The following is a 15742-nucleotide window of genomic DNA, read 5'->3' as shown; positions in this document are numbered from 1 at the left end:
TTGCTGCTATATGAAAAAGAAAAGAATCCTTTTCCTTCTCCTCCTGTTTCATCTTTTCGTCCATGCCCAAACCGTCGCGGTGCATGGCAGGGTGCGGAACGATAAAGGCGAACCGCTCCCCGGCGCCACGGTGACCGTAAAAGGTGTTAAGGCCAGCGCCGTCACTAACCCCGAAGGAGAATTCTCAATCGAGGCGCCTCCACAGGGCACGATCATCGTCACAATCGTAGGATACGCTGCTGACGAGGAAAAGATCGCTGGCCGCACCACCCTCCTCATCGTCCTCCATCAAAAAGCCGCAGAGCTCAATGACGTCGTTGTCGTCGGATATGGCACACAAAAGCGCGCAGACCTCACTGGGGCCGTCGTCGCAGTCACGGGTACCGAAATGAACAAGCGGATCGCCACAGATCCCATGCAGCTGCTGCAGGGCAAGCTGTCGGGTCTCTCGGTAACCCAGGGTTCGGGCGAGGCGGGCAATGAAGGGCTCGTTCTACGGATCAGGGGTCTCGGCACCAACAGCTCGGCCGGCAGCAACCCGCTGATCATCGTGGACGGACTCCCCGGCAGCCTCTCGTCGCTGGACCCGCAGAATATCGAGTCGGTTACCCTGCTAAAGGATGCAGCCTCCGCGGCCATCTATGGGACGCGGGCCGCCAACGGGGTCATCCTCGTGACGACCAAACAGGGCACCAGCGGGAAGATGCAGCTAAGCTATGATTACAATATCGGGCTTACCCGTCCGTCGGCCCTACCCGACAACCTGGTCTATAACTCCGCCCAGTATATGGTCCTTTGGGATTCCGCCGCCAATCATTCGGGGTATCCCAATAAATTCACCCAGGCCCAGATCGATCTCTACAGCAACCCCAGCCGCGACAGGCATCTCTATCCCGACTATAACTGGCTGCATGAGATCATGCGGACCGTGACCACGCAGACCCACCACCTGGGATTCACCGGCGGCCGTAATGGGACAACCTACAATATAGGTCTCGGATATGTCGACCAGCCGGATATCATGCTCGGTTTCTCCTTTAAAAAATACAATCTGCAGTTCAATCTCAACTCGAAGATCACCGACGCCATAACCTTTGGCTCAAGCCTCACGTTGAATTACGGCAAACGCCTCTATGCGTCACGCGGCAGTCAGGACCAGTTCCTGTCCACCTTGTCCCAATCTCCGATGTATGGCCCGATCCTCCCGGACGGAAGCGGCCGCTATGTCAACTCCGTTTTCCCGAACGTACAGACGCCCAACAAGAACCCCGTCGCCATCGCACAGAACGCCCTCGTAAAAGACAAGGACTATTTTGTGCAAAGCAGCCTGTTCCTGAACGTCCGCCTCTTCAAAGGCCTTGAATGGAAAACCAGCGGCGGGTTCAATTTCGAGTATGAGAATATCTATGACTTCAAGCCGGTGATCAATCAATACAACTGGTTCGCCGGGCCGAAAGATCTGCCCGAGCGGACGCTCGACGTCAACGGCCAGGGGCTGACCGAGACCGATAACAACACCATCTACCCCGTGGGCTATACGCAGCTAACCTACATCCACAGCATCCGCGAACACAACCTGAAGGTGCTCGCGGGCACGCAGGCGGAATACAACAGGAGCCAATCCCTCGTGGGATCGCGTAACACCCCCTTCTCCAACAATATCACCCGGGAATTGAATGCCGGGCCCGCCGGCTCGCAGCTGGCCTCGGGCACTTCGGCGGAATGGTCTTTACGCTCGTATTACGGCCGATTGAACTACGACTACAAGGAGCGATATCTCCTCGAAGCCAATGCCCGTTATGACGCGTCTTCCCGTTTTCCGCCCGGTAACCGCTGGGGGCTGTTTCCCTCCGTTTCGGCCGGCTGGGTGCTCTCCAAAGAGAAGTTCCTCGAAGAAGTCAACTGGCTCACCAATCTTAAGGTTCGCGGAAGTTGGGGAAAGCTCGGGAACCAAAACATCTCCAACTATCCCTACCAGGATGTGTACACCAGCGCCAACGCGTATAACACGAATACCTCCTATGCCTACCCGTTCTCCGGCAGCAATCTGAACTCCGGCGTCGCGCAGAACGCCCTTGCCGATCCGAAGATCAAATGGGAGACGACGCGCATCATCGATGTCGGCGCGGATATCACGGTGTCCAACAAGCTCAATCTGACCTTCGACTGGTACAACAAGCTGACCTATGATATCCTCTATAAGCCGGCGATCCCCGGGTATATCGGGCTCGCCTCGCCAACGATCAACAACGGGAGGATGCGGAACAGGGGTTTCGAAGCCTCGGCCCAATATTCCGACAAGATCGGACCCGTTCGCTATTCGGTCGGCGGCAATATCCAGGTGAACCGGAATACGCTCGTGAAATTCGGCGCGCCGCAGATCACGACCAATAATACGATCAATATCGAAGGCTATCCTTTCGGCAGCTTTTACATGTATCAATACGCCGGCATCTTCCAATCGGCCGACGAGATCGCCAAGGCGCCCGTTCAGCCTTACAGTCCCCAGCCCGGTTATCTGAGGTTTCGGGACATCGACGGAAACGACACGATCAACGCGAATGACCGGATGATCGTATCGGGGGTCTTCCCGAAGTTTGAATATTCCTTCAACACGAGCGCATCGTATAAATACTTCGACCTCACGATCTTCTTCTATGGCTCCTACGGCCAGAAGCAATATGCAGGCGGCTGGGGCATCCAACCCTTCAACCAGGGATCGCCGCCCCCGAAAAGCTATCTCAATGCCTGGACGCCGCAGAATCACAGCACGACGACCCCGCTGATCTATATCACCGGCCAGGGCAATGCCAGCAGCAATATCGGCACCGCGTCGACCTTTTATCTAAAGGACGCCTCCTTCCTGCGCATCAAGAACGTGCAACTCGGGTATACGCTGCCGGCGTCGATGGCGAAGCATGTGGCTATGAGCAGCCTGCGCATTTATCTCGCAGGCGACAACCTGGTCACCTTTACCAAATTCCCCGGTCTCGATCCCGAACGTGCGGTGGGTAACGGAAATGTCCGCTTTGTCGTCCATCCGCAGAACCAGGTCTTCTCCTTTGGTGTAAAAGCCGTGTTTTAAAACAAACGAATCATGAAACTTTCATTCATACTTTTCCTATCCTTCGCCGTCCTTCTTGGCAGTTGCAGCAAGAGCTTTCTCGACAAGAATCCCCCCGACCAGCTTTCTTCGGCCAATTTCTGGAAGACCCAGGCCGATGCCGACCAGGCATTGACCTCGATCTACAGTTACCTGATCCAGGGATACAATTACACCAGCAGCACCAACACCGGCCAGGGTTGGGGTTCGGGTACCCCCTACTGGGAGACCATGACCGACAATGCCTACAGCGGCGCCTTTGGGACCATGGCTACCGGAGATATCGAGCCGACGACCGGGACCATCCAGTCGGACGCCTACAATACCCCTTACAAGGCGATCCAGGACTGCAATGTCTTCCTTGCCAATATTACGAGGATCCCGCTGGATCAAACCACCCTCAACCGGTACATCGGTGAGGCTAGGTTCATCCGCGGCTATTACTATTTCCTGCTCGAACAGCTGTATGGAGACGTGGTGTTGTCGCTGCGTCCACTGGGAAAAGATTCCGCGAGCTATAAGCTGCCGCGTACGCCGAAGGCAGTCGTCATCGACTCGATCTTCGCCGATCTCAATTTCGCTGCCGCCAACCTGCCGAACACCGCCTATACCGGTCATGTGGTGCGGGGCACGGCCCTGGGCTATCTTGTCAAGTTGGACCTGACGCTCCAGCGATGGTCCGATGCGGCCGCAGCGGCGCAGACGATCATGACCGAAGGCAAGTTCAGCCTGTATACCGGCGGCTATCGCGGGCTTTTCCTGAAGCCGGGTCAGAACAACAATCCTGAGATCATGTTCTCGGGCCGCTACCAGATCCCTAATGCCTATAGCCCGGCCGACTATCTCTATACGTATAGCTCAAGCTTTCAGCCTGTCAGCTATTTGGTGAACGACTATGAATGCACCGATGGGCTGCCAATCAGTTCGTCACCACTGTACAAGGCAGCCACGCCGTACAACAATCGCGATCCGCGGCTTTTGGCGACGATACTTACACCGGGCGTGCTGTACAAAGGCGGTATTCCATTTGTACCCGCGCAGCTGGGCGCCTCGGCGGGTTTTCTGAACAAGAAAGGCGTCGATTCGACCCGGGCCACGGTCATCGGGACCCAGAGCGACCAGGACTGGGTCTACCTGCGTTATGCCGATGTGTTGCTCATGTATGCGGAGGCGCAGAATGAGGCGGGCGGTCCCTCGCCGGACGTCTACAGCGCCGTGAACGCCGTGCGTGCCCGAGCCGGTGTCAATATGCCGCCGCTGCCGGGCGGGATCTCGCAGGACTCGATGCGAATCCGCATCCGTCATGAGCGGCGGATCGAGCTGGCGCTGGAAGGACAGCGGTATTTCGATCTGAAAAGATGGCGGCTGGACCGCGTGATCATCCCGACGATAAAAGACCCCAGCGGCGCCTTCCGGACCTTTCCACTCCGGGACACGTTGTGGCCGGTGCCACAGGCGGAGATGGATCTTGCCCGGACCTATAACAATCCGGCTTTTACCCAGACACCCGGGTATTGATAAACTCGCCAACTATAGCTAATTTCACGGCGGATTCCGGATGGCATCCGGTCTCTTAAAATCGTTTTTCATGGAATCCGCCCAGAAACATAAGTTAGCCGGTTGGGGTAACTACCCTGTCGCTGAATCATACACCGTCAATCCGCGCAATGAAGAAGATGCGAGGGGCGACCTGAACAAAGGAAGGGTCATCGCCCGCGGCCTGGGCAGGAGTTATGGAGATCAAGCCGTGAACGAGGATCAGTTCGTCGCCGTTTGCACCAAGCTCAATCATTTCTTAAAGTGGAATGAGCAGGAAGGGATACTGGAATGTGAGGCCGGAGTGAGCCTCGAAGAGATTATTTTGACCTTCGGGCCGAAAGGGTGGCTGCCGATGATCTGTCCGGGCACCAAATTCGTCACCATCGGAGGCGCTATTGCCAACGATATTCACGGGAAGGCGCATCACATCGACGGATCGTTCGTCAACTGTGTGTTGTCCTTTACCATCCTGCTGGCCGATGGGACCATCGCGGAGGCATCGCGCACGGAGAATGCCGATCTGTTCTGGGCGAATTTCGGCGGACTCGGGCTGCTGGGCGTGATCCTCACCGCCCGGCTCAAGCTTCGCCGCGTAGAGACCACCTATTTCAAGCAGAAATCCATCAAGATAAAGAACCTCGATCACATGCTCGAAGCCCTGGAGCAATACGATCATGACTATAACTACTCCGTAGCCTGGATCGACGCGCTGGCCAAGGGCCCGAAGCTGGGCGGCGGGGTCCTTACCCTGGGTAATGCGGCTAAACTGAGCGAACTGCCGGAGAACCTAAAGAGCAATCCGCTCAAGCTCCATGCAACGAGTAGGCTGACGGTGCCGTTCTTCCTGCCCTCCTTTGTGCTGAACGGGCTCACGGTGCGGATGCTCAACAAGGTCATCGCCTTTGTGCAGAACTCCCCCAAGGAATTTGTGCATTATGAGAAATTCTTCTTCCCGCTCGATGCGATCAACAACTGGAACCGGGGCTATGGGAAACGGGGCTTTATCCAGTATCAATTCGTCATCCCCGAAGACAACGGCAAGAAAAACCTCACGGAGATACTCGAGATGATCGCCGCCAGTGGCTGCACTCCCTTCCTGAATGTTTTTAAGAGAATGGGTGAGGGTCAGGGAATCCTGTCCTTCCCATTCAAAGGCTATACCCTGGCGATCGATTTCCCGGTGACGAAGAACCTTCTTTCCTTCACGCCAAAGCTGGACGCCAAAGTGCTGTCGGCGGGCGGCAGGCTTTATCTTGGAAAGGACGCCCTGCTCCATGAAAGCACTTTCAAGGCCATGTATCCCCAGTACGAACAATGGATGGCCATCAAGCGCAAATACGATCCCGGCAACCGGTTCACGTCGAATATCTCCCGCCGGCTGGGGCTCGAAATTGCGTAGTGCTATGTTTTTGATGAGAATTTCTTTCTAACCCGGCTCAGGGTTTCCAGCGTCATCCCCAGATAGGAAGCGATATACTTCAGCGGGATCCGATTTGCCAGCGGTTCATGATGAAGCAGGAAATGCCGGTATTTGTTCTCCGCCTTGGTTAGCCGGGCGATGAAGGCGCGTCTTTCGGCGTCTGCATAGTAATGCTGCAGAAGCTTCCGGGCGACATGGTTGAAGGCCGGGATCAGCTCGTACAATTGCTGCAGATCATCGTTACGGATAACAAGCAGCTCCGTGTTTTCCAGTACCTGGATATTTTCGATAGAGGGGATTCGCTGGTTGAGGCTGAGGATCGAAGACACAAGCTCGTTCTCGACGACGATCCAGGTAGTGATGTCCTTTTGACCCTCCCTTGTAAATCCGCGAACGGCTCCCTTCACGATAAAATAGACATGGTCGCTGAAATTGCCTTCCTTCAAAAGGAGCTTGCGTTTTCTGACGGACATCGAGGTAACATGTTTTTTCAGGTAGGCTTCCATCTCAGGCGTAACAGGATGGAAATAGTTCAGCACGGCGAGTAAGGGAGAGATATCCGGGACAGGCGCAACATCCTTTCCCGACCCTTGTGGTTCAGGTCGATTCATGTTTAGAGGCTTAGGTGGAAACAAATATAAACTATTTCTTCAGCCGCGAGTAATAGAGGCAGACCTTGTTCATCAGGCAGGAGTCACATTTTGGCTTGGGCATGCAAATCTCTCTTCCAAGGAAGGACATCGCCATCCCCGCTTCCCATTCGTCCGGCGGGAGAACCTTCATAAGGCGCTCTTCCATAGGGCCGGCGTCCATCTCTTTGACGATCCCCAGCCTGGGAGCCACCCGGAGGACATGGACGTCCACGATCACCCCTTCGGGCTTTTTTCCTGCTCCCCGCAGGATAACGTTCGCCGACTTACGGCCGATGCCGGGTAGCTCGATCAGCTTTTCCAGAGAAAGCGGGATTTGCTTGTCGGTCTTTACCCGTGCGGCGATGGCCGTCAGCCATTTCGCCTTGTTGGCAAAATTGGTGATGCCGGCAAGATAAGGGAACAGCGCTTCGGGCTGAACGGCCGCAAGGGACTCCATGTTGGGGAAGACGGCAAACAGTTTCGGCGCGATGGAATTAATATAGGCATCGGTCGAGCGGGCAGATAGTACGACGACGACGATCAACTGGTAGAGATTCTCAAATTCCAGCGGATGTTTTTTGCCCTGATACTTTTTGAGCAACGGGCGCATGGCCTCCGGCCAGTTGGTTCTATTTCGCATGGTCGAACAAAAAACTCCCCGGTTTTCGGGGAGTTAAAGTAGTGGGCCCTGCTGGGCACGATCCAGCGACCCTCTGATTATGAGACTGATTTCGGGGTGTTTTCAGTCGCTTTCAGTTACCTCCAGTTACTCCCTAAATGAATTATTTTCATGTAGTTATCAACAGGGTTCCGTAAATTCGTTTTGAGACAGTTTTGAAAAACATGTATCAAATCATGTATCAAATCTAAGCCTAATTTTATGAAAAAGGGAAGAGTGAATGTGAGCATCGTTCCGGATGCCAGGCGGAAAAAGGAAGGCGGCAAACTTCCGCTTAAACTACGCATTACGTATAAAGGTGAACGACGGTATTATGGAACCGGTTTCGACGCCAACGAGGAAGAGTGGGCGGCCATCAATAGCGCCGGCCCGAGGGGTGAATTGCGCCGGATCAAGGCCGGGATCGCGGAAATTGAAAAAAAAGCCGAGGATTGCATCGAGAAGATTGTCCCTTTTTCCTTCAAGCAGTTTGAAAAGGCCTTCTTTGGCAAAGAGATCCAGTTCGAAACGCTGAAGTTGGCTTTTAAGGCTCAAATCGAGCAGTTAGAAAGCAATGATCAATGGGGAACCGCTGCCTTCTATCGAACCGCCTGTAACGCTTTACATCGATTCAAGGCGAAGATTGCGTTGGAGGATGTGGATCAGGATTTCCTTCGCAAGTTCGAAAAATGGATTCTTGGTGAAGGCCTGTCCATCACCACGGTAGGAATCTATTTGCGGGCGTTAAGGACCATACTCAACATCGCCATAGACAAAGGCTCATTCAGAAAAGACGCCTATCCTTTTGGAAAGAGGAAATATGTAATCCCCACTGGAAAGAACATCAAGAAGGCCCTTGCCATCGACCAGATAAAAAAGGTATTTGAATATCCGACACCCTCCGGCAGCTTCCTGGAACAAGCCAAGGATTTCTGGATACTTACCTATCTGTGCAATGGGATCAATATGATGGATATTGCCCGGCTCAAAGGGAAAGATATAGATGCCAAGTCCATCCGGTTTATCCGCGAAAAAACCAAAAGAACTAAAAGGGGCGATCCCCTGATTATTACCGCTGCTCGAAATCCCCACGTAAATGCGATCCTGGCAAAATGGGGGAAGAAAAGTCCGGCGGAAGAAGAATATGTTTTTGGCATTATCGAAGATAGCGATACACCAAAAGTCGCCAGGGCCAAGATCCAGCAGTTTACAAAGCTGGTTAATAAGTGGATGAAGAGGATGGGCGAGGATATAGGTTTCAATCTGACTTTAACAACCTACGTGGCCCGGCATTCATTTGCTACTATCCTCCTCCGAAGCGGCGCGCCAATGACCTTTGCCAGCCAGAGCCTGGGGCATTCGAACGTCATTACGACGCAGAAGTACTTTGCAGGGTTTGATTTGGAGGCGCAGGCGGAATACACGAAAGCGCTAGTGAATTTCTAAATCAGGAGGTTGATGAAAATCAGCCCGTTATATAATGAAATTCAACGTTTCGTCTATTCGATTTTTAAAGCTAATTTTGATTAAAACGCCTATATGGGAGCTCAATCTCTGGATCAGGATTTCATGCGCTACTGGATGCGGCTTTCCGTTGTCGAGAAGGAATCGCTTTACCAGGTTGCAAAGCATTATGTTGAGTTAAAGGATGACACTGCTCCCATAAGTATAGAGCAATATAATGCCGAGATCGAAGAAGCGATGAAAAGTATGGATGCCGGTGAGTTCTATAGTCATGAGCAGGTGAAGGAAATGTCCAAAGGCTGGCTTAATGGCAAATAGACGGATCGATTGGAGCCGCCAGGCGCTTTTACAATTTAATAAGGCGATTCTCCATATCGCAGCGGATTCCGTTCAAAACGCCGAGAATGTTCAGGCCGAAGTATTGGAAAAGATTGAGGGGATCGTTGCGTCGCCGGAAAGATATCCTCCTGATAAGTACAAGCTCCAAAATGATGGCTCCTATCGGGCCTTTGAATTGCATAGGCTCCGGGTGGCTTATTATGTAGGTGCTGAGGTCATAAGAATATTGAGGGTTCGCCATACAAGCAGAGAGCCGCAGGGATATTAAATGTCGGAAAAAAGGGCGGGAGCAAAAATTCTATAGGCGCCAATTCTGAACTCAACATATGGGTCACCTGGATTCGAAGAAAATGATTGGGAAGGCAAATAATTATTCAATCGGCCTGATCAATGAAGAAACATACGATCCCGCGTCGGCGGACAATGTATCTGTGTACGAAATGTTCTATTCCGATGTGAATTACAACGACTATCGGTACCTGACCAAAATGGGGGTTTTCGTACTTTGCGACACTAACATTGAATATTCCGCTTGTGTGTGCTCGTCTGGTGGACGAACGGGAGTTCATCCGAATTGTTCTATTTTGGAAAATGATCGGCTACTTGTTTGCTGCGGTAACAAAGTCTTTTGCCTACGTATTCCTGAGTTGGATCTCCTTTGGGAGACGAAGGCCGATTCTGCTACCTGTTTTGGGATATATAAGTTTGGAGATAGCTATATTATACATGGCGAGTTGGAAATTTCAAGACTGGACGCCCTGGGAAGGGCGCTTTGGAAATTCTCCGGCTCGGATATTTTTACCACCCCCGTGGGGAAAGATGATTTCCGATTCGAAGCCGGCGTAATTGAAGCAGTAGATTGGAGCGGACAAAGGTCTCGTATAGATGCAGTGACGGGTGAAGAGCTGCAAAATCAAATCTGATGCAAACAAAACCAGCAATCATTCCCGGATGGGCGCTTCACTGCGATGAAATTTCAAACAATGTGTTCAAGGTAACGCTCATTGACCAGCATGGCCGGCAGGCCTTTTTAACGGAAGTTGGCTTCGAAACAGCGTTGGCTAAAGCGGAGGAATATGCCTATGACATAGAAATGTCAGTCAACAATTACCCCAATCAATTTTTGTTCAATTACTTCCTTTTGAAACTAGGACCTGCCGTAACGACCAAAGGGGAGTCAAACGCCTATGGATCTTGGGGAATTGCGACTAAGGGGAAACAGCTAACGCTAGAAGGCAAAGACGACGTACTTCTTGCGAAGGAGTGGAGCGAGGAGAATCAGGAATGGACCCTAATAAGCGTCACAGACGTACAAAAGCTCGATTTTAGGGAGTTCAAGAAATTGGAATCGTTTATGAGGCCTTAGAGTTGTAACGAACTTCAAATTCCGCCAGTCAAATGTATATATTGAAGGTATTATCGCCCCTATTTTATCTGATCTTATTCCCGGGCTGCATTTTCGGTCAGTCTTTTTCATTTCCGGAGTTTCGCCGGCCGATCAAGTCCGCGAGCGAGCTTTTCTCCTCCAAATGGGCCTTGAAGGATAGCGCAATGGGTGATCTTAACGGCGATCACCGTCCGGATATGGCGCTTATACTTGAATACGCGGATACTGCAACAGAATCGCGTTCTCGCGATATTGAAAATACTGGTAGGCCCAGGATATTGATGATCTTATTTTGGGATAGCGTGGATCGTTCATTTGAGGTCGCTGTACAAAATAATACTTTTATCCTACGGGAAGGAGAAGGTGGAATGGCTGGTGATCCGTACGGCGGCATCCGTATTCAACATCGTGTGTTAGAGATCAATTACGAATTTGTGAGGGAATCGTTGTCCGTATCCCTCCGGGATGTTTAAAATTGGGTTAAGGGGATAAGAATATATTTACGGTTTATCAACACGTAAGTATATGCAAGAAAACAAATCGTTACAGCTAAAGCGGAGCGTCGAGGAGATGCAATATTTGTTGGGCGAGCAGGCCGCAGGCGACCTGACGGTAAAACAGTTTTGTAAAGAACATCGTTTGTCTGAGGCCGTCTTTTATTACTGGCAGAAGAAATTGAAGTGAGAGAAGCGGGGGAAGGCATCGAAGGCCCGATTTAAGGAGATAACGGTGAAAGCCGATAAGAATACATTACCGGAGCATGTGTTTGCGGAATACAAAGGGATCCGGTTCTACCAGGAGCCTTCCGTTTCGTTCCTGAAGCAATTAATCGGATAAGCGATGCTCAGTCTTCATAGTGGGAACCGGTATCTGTTGTATCAGGGCTGGGCAGATGCGAGAAAAAGCTTCGATGGGCTTAGCGGTATTGTCACCAACGAGATGGAGTTGCCGCTTCAAACCGGCGACGTTTTTATTTTTATCAACCGGAGGCGGACCCACATCAAATTACTGCAATGGGAGGGAGATGGCTATGGGATCTATTGCAAGCGGCTGGAAGAGGGCACTTTTGAGATGCCGGCCGCGAGGCCTGGAATTCATGCCCAATTGACATCCAGACAACTAATGCTGATCTTGCAGGGAGTATCGCTGAAGAAGGTCGTTTACCGGAAGCGCTACCATCCACGGCAGATTGCCTAGGATCAATTAAACAGGAGCAAGGGGCTGCAGGGAGGCAAATACGCCATTCTGCGGCCCTTAATCGTATTTTGGAAAATCAGCCGGCATGCCGGGTTTATCCACGGGTGCACTGTATAAATTTAGACGGCCTTACCGGTAGCCGGAATGCGCAGCGGCCGTTATTTTTGGACTATGTCAGCCGGCGGCGAACATATCGATAAAGCACTCTATGATGCGACCTTGCAGATGAATCAGCAATTGCTACAGATCAACGGGCAGTTGCAGAAATCAAATGACCAGCTTCAGGCGCAGTTGACATCCCTGCAGTATCAAATGCAGCAGCTTACCAAGTTGATCAAGGGTTTTAAATCGGAACGATATATTCCCACCGCCGCCAACCCAGCTCAACCGGACCTGGGTCTAACCTTCGATGAAGCAGCAGCCAGCACCAGGCTGGCCGATGTAGAGAAGATCACTTATACGAGGAATAAAACAACTGCATCCGAGGAAAAGCCGACATCGACCGGTCTGCCGGCCAATCTGGCGCGGGTAACGACTATACTGGAGCCCAAAGATGATATCACTGGCTGTGAGAAGATCGGTGAAGAAGTCCATGAGACACTGGATTACAAGCCGGGAGAACTGTTTGTTAACCGCGTGGTCATCCCCCAATATCGTTGTCCGGTCGAAGGTAAGCCTGGGGCTTCCCGCATTCTTCAGGCTGCCCGTCCTGCGCGGGCGATCAAACGCTCTATTGCCGAGCCTGGCCTGCTGGCTCAGGTAGTCATTGATAAATTTGTAGACTGTCTTCCCTTAAACCGCCAACAGGATCGTTATCAGCGCGGCAATATAACACTAGCTTATAGTACACTGGCCGACTGGGTACGGCTGGTAGCGGAAGCGTTGGAGCCACTCGGTGGTGCCTTGCTGAGAGAAATGTCGCAGTACGACTACTGGCATGCGGACGAAACCGGCATTGCCGTCCTCGATAAGATCAAAAAACAGGATACTCACCAAGGTTATTTTTGGACCTACAAAACAGGCAATGCCCCGCTGATCTACTATGACTACCAGCCCGGCCGGCAAGCCGACCGACCCATTGAATTACTGAGTAAATTTAAAGGCCATCTGCAAACCGATGGGTATGCGGCGTATGAAAATTTGCCGAATGAATATATTGTATTGCTGCACTGCATGGCGCACGCCCGAAGGAAATTTATCGATGCTCAGTCCAACGACAGGGCCAGGGCCGATTACGTTCTTGCTGAGATCGCCAAGCTCTACAAGATCGAAGAAAAATGCAGAGACCTGCAGCTGACCACAGATGAGACCCAGGTCAAAAGGCAGAAAGAAGCAATACCCCTATTGACAGAACTGGGTAACTGGATGACCGCTGAATATCAAAAATTGCGTCCTCAAAGTCCGATCGCCAAAGCGATGGCCTATAGTATCAAGCGTTGGGAAAGGCTGAGCCTATATGCCAGCACAGGCCATCTTCAGATCGACAACAACGCCATCGAGAGGTGTATGCGCCAAATGGCCATCGGCAGAAAGAATTATCTGTTCTGTGGCTCCCATGAAGCTGCTAAACGCGCTGGATTGTTATATTCCCTCCTGGTCACCTGCAAGCTCAATGATGTTAATCCTTATGATTGGTTGCGAGATATTTTGAGTCGGGACATTAAGGAGATGCCCATTAACCGGATAAACCAACTACTTCCCCACCACTGGAAGAAAGAACACGGGCTAATGCAAAATTAGTCCAATTGGCCATTGCCTCCATCCAACTTCCCGGAGGCATACCGTTGTCCTACAAGTTCCGATTCAGATCGCCAGAAATGTATCTTATCGGCGCTTCGGACGGGGGCGCTTCGGGCGGAAAATTTGATAGCTGCTGATATCACCGACGCCGATCAGGAGGACATGCTTTATCGAAAATTGAAGAGACTTGAACATTTTTACGGTCTCCTGCCGACTGACGATCTGGCTGTAATACGGTTGATAAAATAGACTTTTTTCACCTCGGTTTGCAAACATTTCAGTGGGTTGTGATTAAGGTTAAGCAATTTTTGGAACCATTGAAATTCCGTTTAATATCTTAAATTAGAGGGTTGCCATTAATCTTTGGGCGACACCCACCAAATTCAACCATGAACCCTGCAGCTATCCCGAAGAAGTCAAACCCACCTTATTGGTTAGGGCTTTTATGTTTAATTCCGTTGGTCGGCGCATTTGTTGGTATTGGGCTTTTGTTATACGGAATTTTAAGGTATAAAGACAAATGGCTTTCTATTATTGGAGCCGCGGGTATCGTATGGACAATTACCATTTACTCAGCACTGTTTTACGCAGTAAAACACGCTTCGATATTCACGAAAGGTTTTGAAGACATTTCGCAAATGCAACTTAACAGTTTAGTAAAAGATATCGAATTCTACAAATTAGCCCACGGGCAATATCCTGACAGTTTACAGCAACTCTTAATAGATGATAAATTAGCCCCAATTTTTGACGCTGCGCAGGGAATGAACTCAAAAGAAAACTCATATTACAATTATGACAAGGTTGGCAATCAATATTTGCTCTTTTCATCAGGAAAAGACGGTATACCAAATACAAAAGATGATATGTTTCCACAGGTCGCAATCGCAGATAGTAGTAAAATTGGTTTAACAACCCATCACCGATAAAACACAAATACTTTGAAGGGTAGGATACAGACGGCAAATAACAATGAGAAAATCAAACGAAAGAAATGGATGAAGAAATCATTCAAACGGCAGGCGCAGTACTGTACCCTAAGAAAATTGTCATAGAAACTAGAAACCTGACGGGCCAAATGTCATTTTACTCAACGGATGATTTAACTATCCTGCCGGTCGATTGCTCTTTTGAAGTATTAGGCAGGGCAATTTCCGCGCATTTATCAAGATCCGTGTTCGTCAAATCGGATTCAGTTAATTACAGAGAAGTAAGAAAAAAATATTTAAAAAAAGGGAAGTTTAAGTCGGAACCTGATTTTAGAAGAGGTGCAAGGTATGTAGCAATATTTCGTGTGAAATCCTTTCTTAGATTTGAGCCAAGGAACAACGTATTATCGGATGGGAGATGGGGATCTTTGCTTGGGATGCCAGAAGAAGTATTTCGAATTGACGATTTAAATGACTATGTCGCTATCGGAAGCGCAATTAGTGCGGCCTGGGCGAAATGTATTTTTTCTTAAAATGTCAAATAGCAATGCGTACCGCCGTTACAAAATATCAGCCGGTAGAAATACTTCAAATCATCCGAGCTAATTATGTTCAGCAGCAACAATTTGATGAAATTGTATTGAAAAATCATGATCTCGCCTTTGAGACGACCATTTCAGACTGGCAGGATACATGCGATTTGGTTGATACCAGCGAACTTTTCAAGTATCTAAATTATTATTTCCATTTAGAAGCAAGTAGGGAAACCTGGATGGATATACTCGAACCCGAGGATGAAAAGACGCTCGGAGACCTTTGCAATTTTGTTGCCGACACGGCGGAAAAGGAAGTCATTGAGCCAATTAAGATAATGGGGGATTGCTGTAGTACGGCGGCAATCTTCAAATCTTTAAAGAAACGGCTTGAGGACCGGGGCCTTGACGTTTCTGATATCCGGCCTTCATCACAACTTGAACCGCTGGTAAAAAAATATAAGAGTGTCTTGATTGAAGAGATCAATCAGCTCGACCAAGGGGTTTTGCCGCCTATCGACTTCAAAACAAATTGGGTATACAAATGGGGTTTAAGATTGCTATTGACTTTCGTTTTTGTCACGCGTTTTCTGGCTTATAGAAAATCAAATTGGGGGTGGGTAGCAGGCGGCGTTTGTTTAATCGGTTATGGGATGGTATGGCTTGGAGCCTGGCTCAAGCCAAAACAGGCAAGTTTCAAAAATATACATACAGTCGCCGATTTAGTTCGAAAGATAGATCAGCAAAAACCAAGTCCCAATAAAGCGCTTTCTGCTAGGAGCAGCCTCCATTAGTCTGAAG

At 50.2% G+C, this 15742-nt stretch carries 17 protein-coding genes; 15 read left to right on the top strand and 2 right to left on the bottom strand.

The annotated features are described in order from the left end of the window. Positions 1-10 precede the first annotated feature (10 nt). The 3 genes from VHE34_RS18945 (at position 11) to VHE34_RS18935 (ending at position 6041) form a co-directional block, all read left to right on the top strand. Positions 11-3085: a TonB-dependent receptor gene (locus VHE34_RS18945; protein WP_325590487.1), complete on the top strand. Its 3075-nt coding sequence runs from the start codon at positions 11-13 to the stop codon at positions 3083-3085. A 12-nt stretch (positions 3086-3097) separates the two neighbouring features. After that, positions 3098-4621: a RagB/SusD family nutrient uptake outer membrane protein gene (locus VHE34_RS18940; protein WP_325590485.1), complete on the top strand. Its 1524-nt coding sequence runs from the start codon at positions 3098-3100 to the stop codon at positions 4619-4621. Positions 4622-4691: 70 nt separating this feature from the next. Then, entirely contained in the window at positions 4692-6041 is a 1350-nt protein-coding gene (locus VHE34_RS18935; RefSeq protein ID WP_325590483.1) for an FAD-binding oxidoreductase, read from the top strand. A gap of 2 nt (positions 6042-6043) precedes the next feature. Here VHE34_RS18935 and VHE34_RS18930 read toward each other — a convergent pair whose 3' ends face one another. Then, positions 6044-6673 (bottom strand): Crp/Fnr family transcriptional regulator, encoded by a 630-nt coding sequence (locus VHE34_RS18930; RefSeq protein ID WP_325590481.1) that lies wholly within the window; start codon positions 6671-6673, stop codon positions 6044-6046. Between the two features lie 31 nt (positions 6674-6704). Then, complete coding sequence (locus VHE34_RS18925) at positions 6705-7334, bottom strand: endonuclease III (protein WP_325590479.1); 630 nt, start codon at positions 7332-7334, stop codon at positions 6705-6707. Positions 7335-7574: 240 nt separating this feature from the next. Here VHE34_RS18925 and VHE34_RS18920 point away from each other — a divergent pair, with 240 nt between their 5' ends. From VHE34_RS18920 to VHE34_RS18870, 12 genes are all read left to right on the top strand, one after another. Further along, the gene (locus VHE34_RS18920; protein WP_325590477.1) at positions 7575-8798 is read left to right on the top strand and encodes a site-specific integrase; all 1224 of its coding nucleotides are present in this window, start codon (positions 7575-7577) and stop codon (positions 8796-8798) included. A gap of 93 nt (positions 8799-8891) precedes the next feature. Further along, positions 8892-9134 (top strand): hypothetical protein, encoded by a 243-nt coding sequence (locus VHE34_RS18915; protein ID WP_325590475.1) that lies wholly within the window; start codon positions 8892-8894, stop codon positions 9132-9134. Then, a complete protein-coding gene (locus VHE34_RS31185; protein WP_414709908.1) occupies positions 9124-9423 on the top strand; it encodes a type II toxin-antitoxin system RelE/ParE family toxin in 300 nt (99 codons plus the stop codon). Before VHE34_RS18915 ends, VHE34_RS31185 begins: the two co-directional genes overlap by 11 nt. A 58-nt stretch (positions 9424-9481) precedes the next feature. Continuing rightward, positions 9482-10078 carry a hypothetical protein gene (locus tag VHE34_RS18910; RefSeq protein WP_325590472.1) on the top strand — a complete coding sequence of 199 codons (597 nt, stop codon included), beginning with the start codon at positions 9482-9484 and terminating at the stop codon, positions 10076-10078. Further along, positions 10078-10521: a hypothetical protein gene (locus VHE34_RS18905; RefSeq protein WP_325590470.1), complete on the top strand. Its 444-nt coding sequence runs from the start codon at positions 10078-10080 to the stop codon at positions 10519-10521. Before VHE34_RS18910 ends, VHE34_RS18905 begins: the two co-directional genes overlap by 1 nt. A gap of 41 nt (positions 10522-10562) precedes the next feature. Next, entirely contained in the window at positions 10563-11015 is a 453-nt protein-coding gene (locus tag VHE34_RS18900) for a hypothetical protein (RefSeq protein WP_325590468.1), read from the top strand. Positions 11016-11067: 52 nt separating this feature from the next. Beyond that, positions 11068-11226 (top strand): IS66 family insertion sequence element accessory protein TnpA, encoded by a 159-nt coding sequence (tnpA, locus tag VHE34_RS18895; protein WP_325590467.1) that lies wholly within the window; start codon positions 11068-11070, stop codon positions 11224-11226. 156 nt (positions 11227-11382) lie between these two features. After that, entirely contained in the window at positions 11383-11739 is a 357-nt protein-coding gene (gene tnpB, locus VHE34_RS18890) for an IS66 family insertion sequence element accessory protein TnpB (RefSeq protein WP_325590465.1), read from the top strand. A 171-nt stretch (positions 11740-11910) separates the two neighbouring features. Further along, complete coding sequence (gene tnpC / locus VHE34_RS18885) at positions 11911-13479, top strand: IS66 family transposase (protein ID WP_325590463.1); 1569 nt, start codon at positions 11911-11913, stop codon at positions 13477-13479. Between the two features lie 389 nt (positions 13480-13868). Then, on the top strand, positions 13869-14408 hold the full coding sequence (locus VHE34_RS18880; RefSeq protein WP_325590461.1) for a type II secretion system protein GspG: 540 nt from the start codon (positions 13869-13871) through the stop codon (positions 14406-14408). A 65-nt stretch (positions 14409-14473) separates the two neighbouring features. Further along, complete coding sequence (locus VHE34_RS18875; protein WP_325590459.1) at positions 14474-14941, top strand: hypothetical protein; 468 nt, start codon at positions 14474-14476, stop codon at positions 14939-14941. Positions 14942-14955: 14 nt separating this feature from the next. Beyond that, the gene (locus VHE34_RS18870) at positions 14956-15735 is read left to right on the top strand and encodes a hypothetical protein (protein ID WP_325590457.1); all 780 of its coding nucleotides are present in this window, start codon (positions 14956-14958) and stop codon (positions 15733-15735) included. The last annotated feature ends 7 nt before the right edge of the window (positions 15736-15742 follow it).

The organism is Puia sp. (assembly GCF_035546395.1).
Classification (GTDB): Bacteria; Bacteroidota; Bacteroidia; order Chitinophagales; family Chitinophagaceae; genus Puia.
The sequence above is the reverse complement of the archived record's forward strand: the minus strand, read 5'-3'. Positions and strand labels throughout refer to the sequence as shown.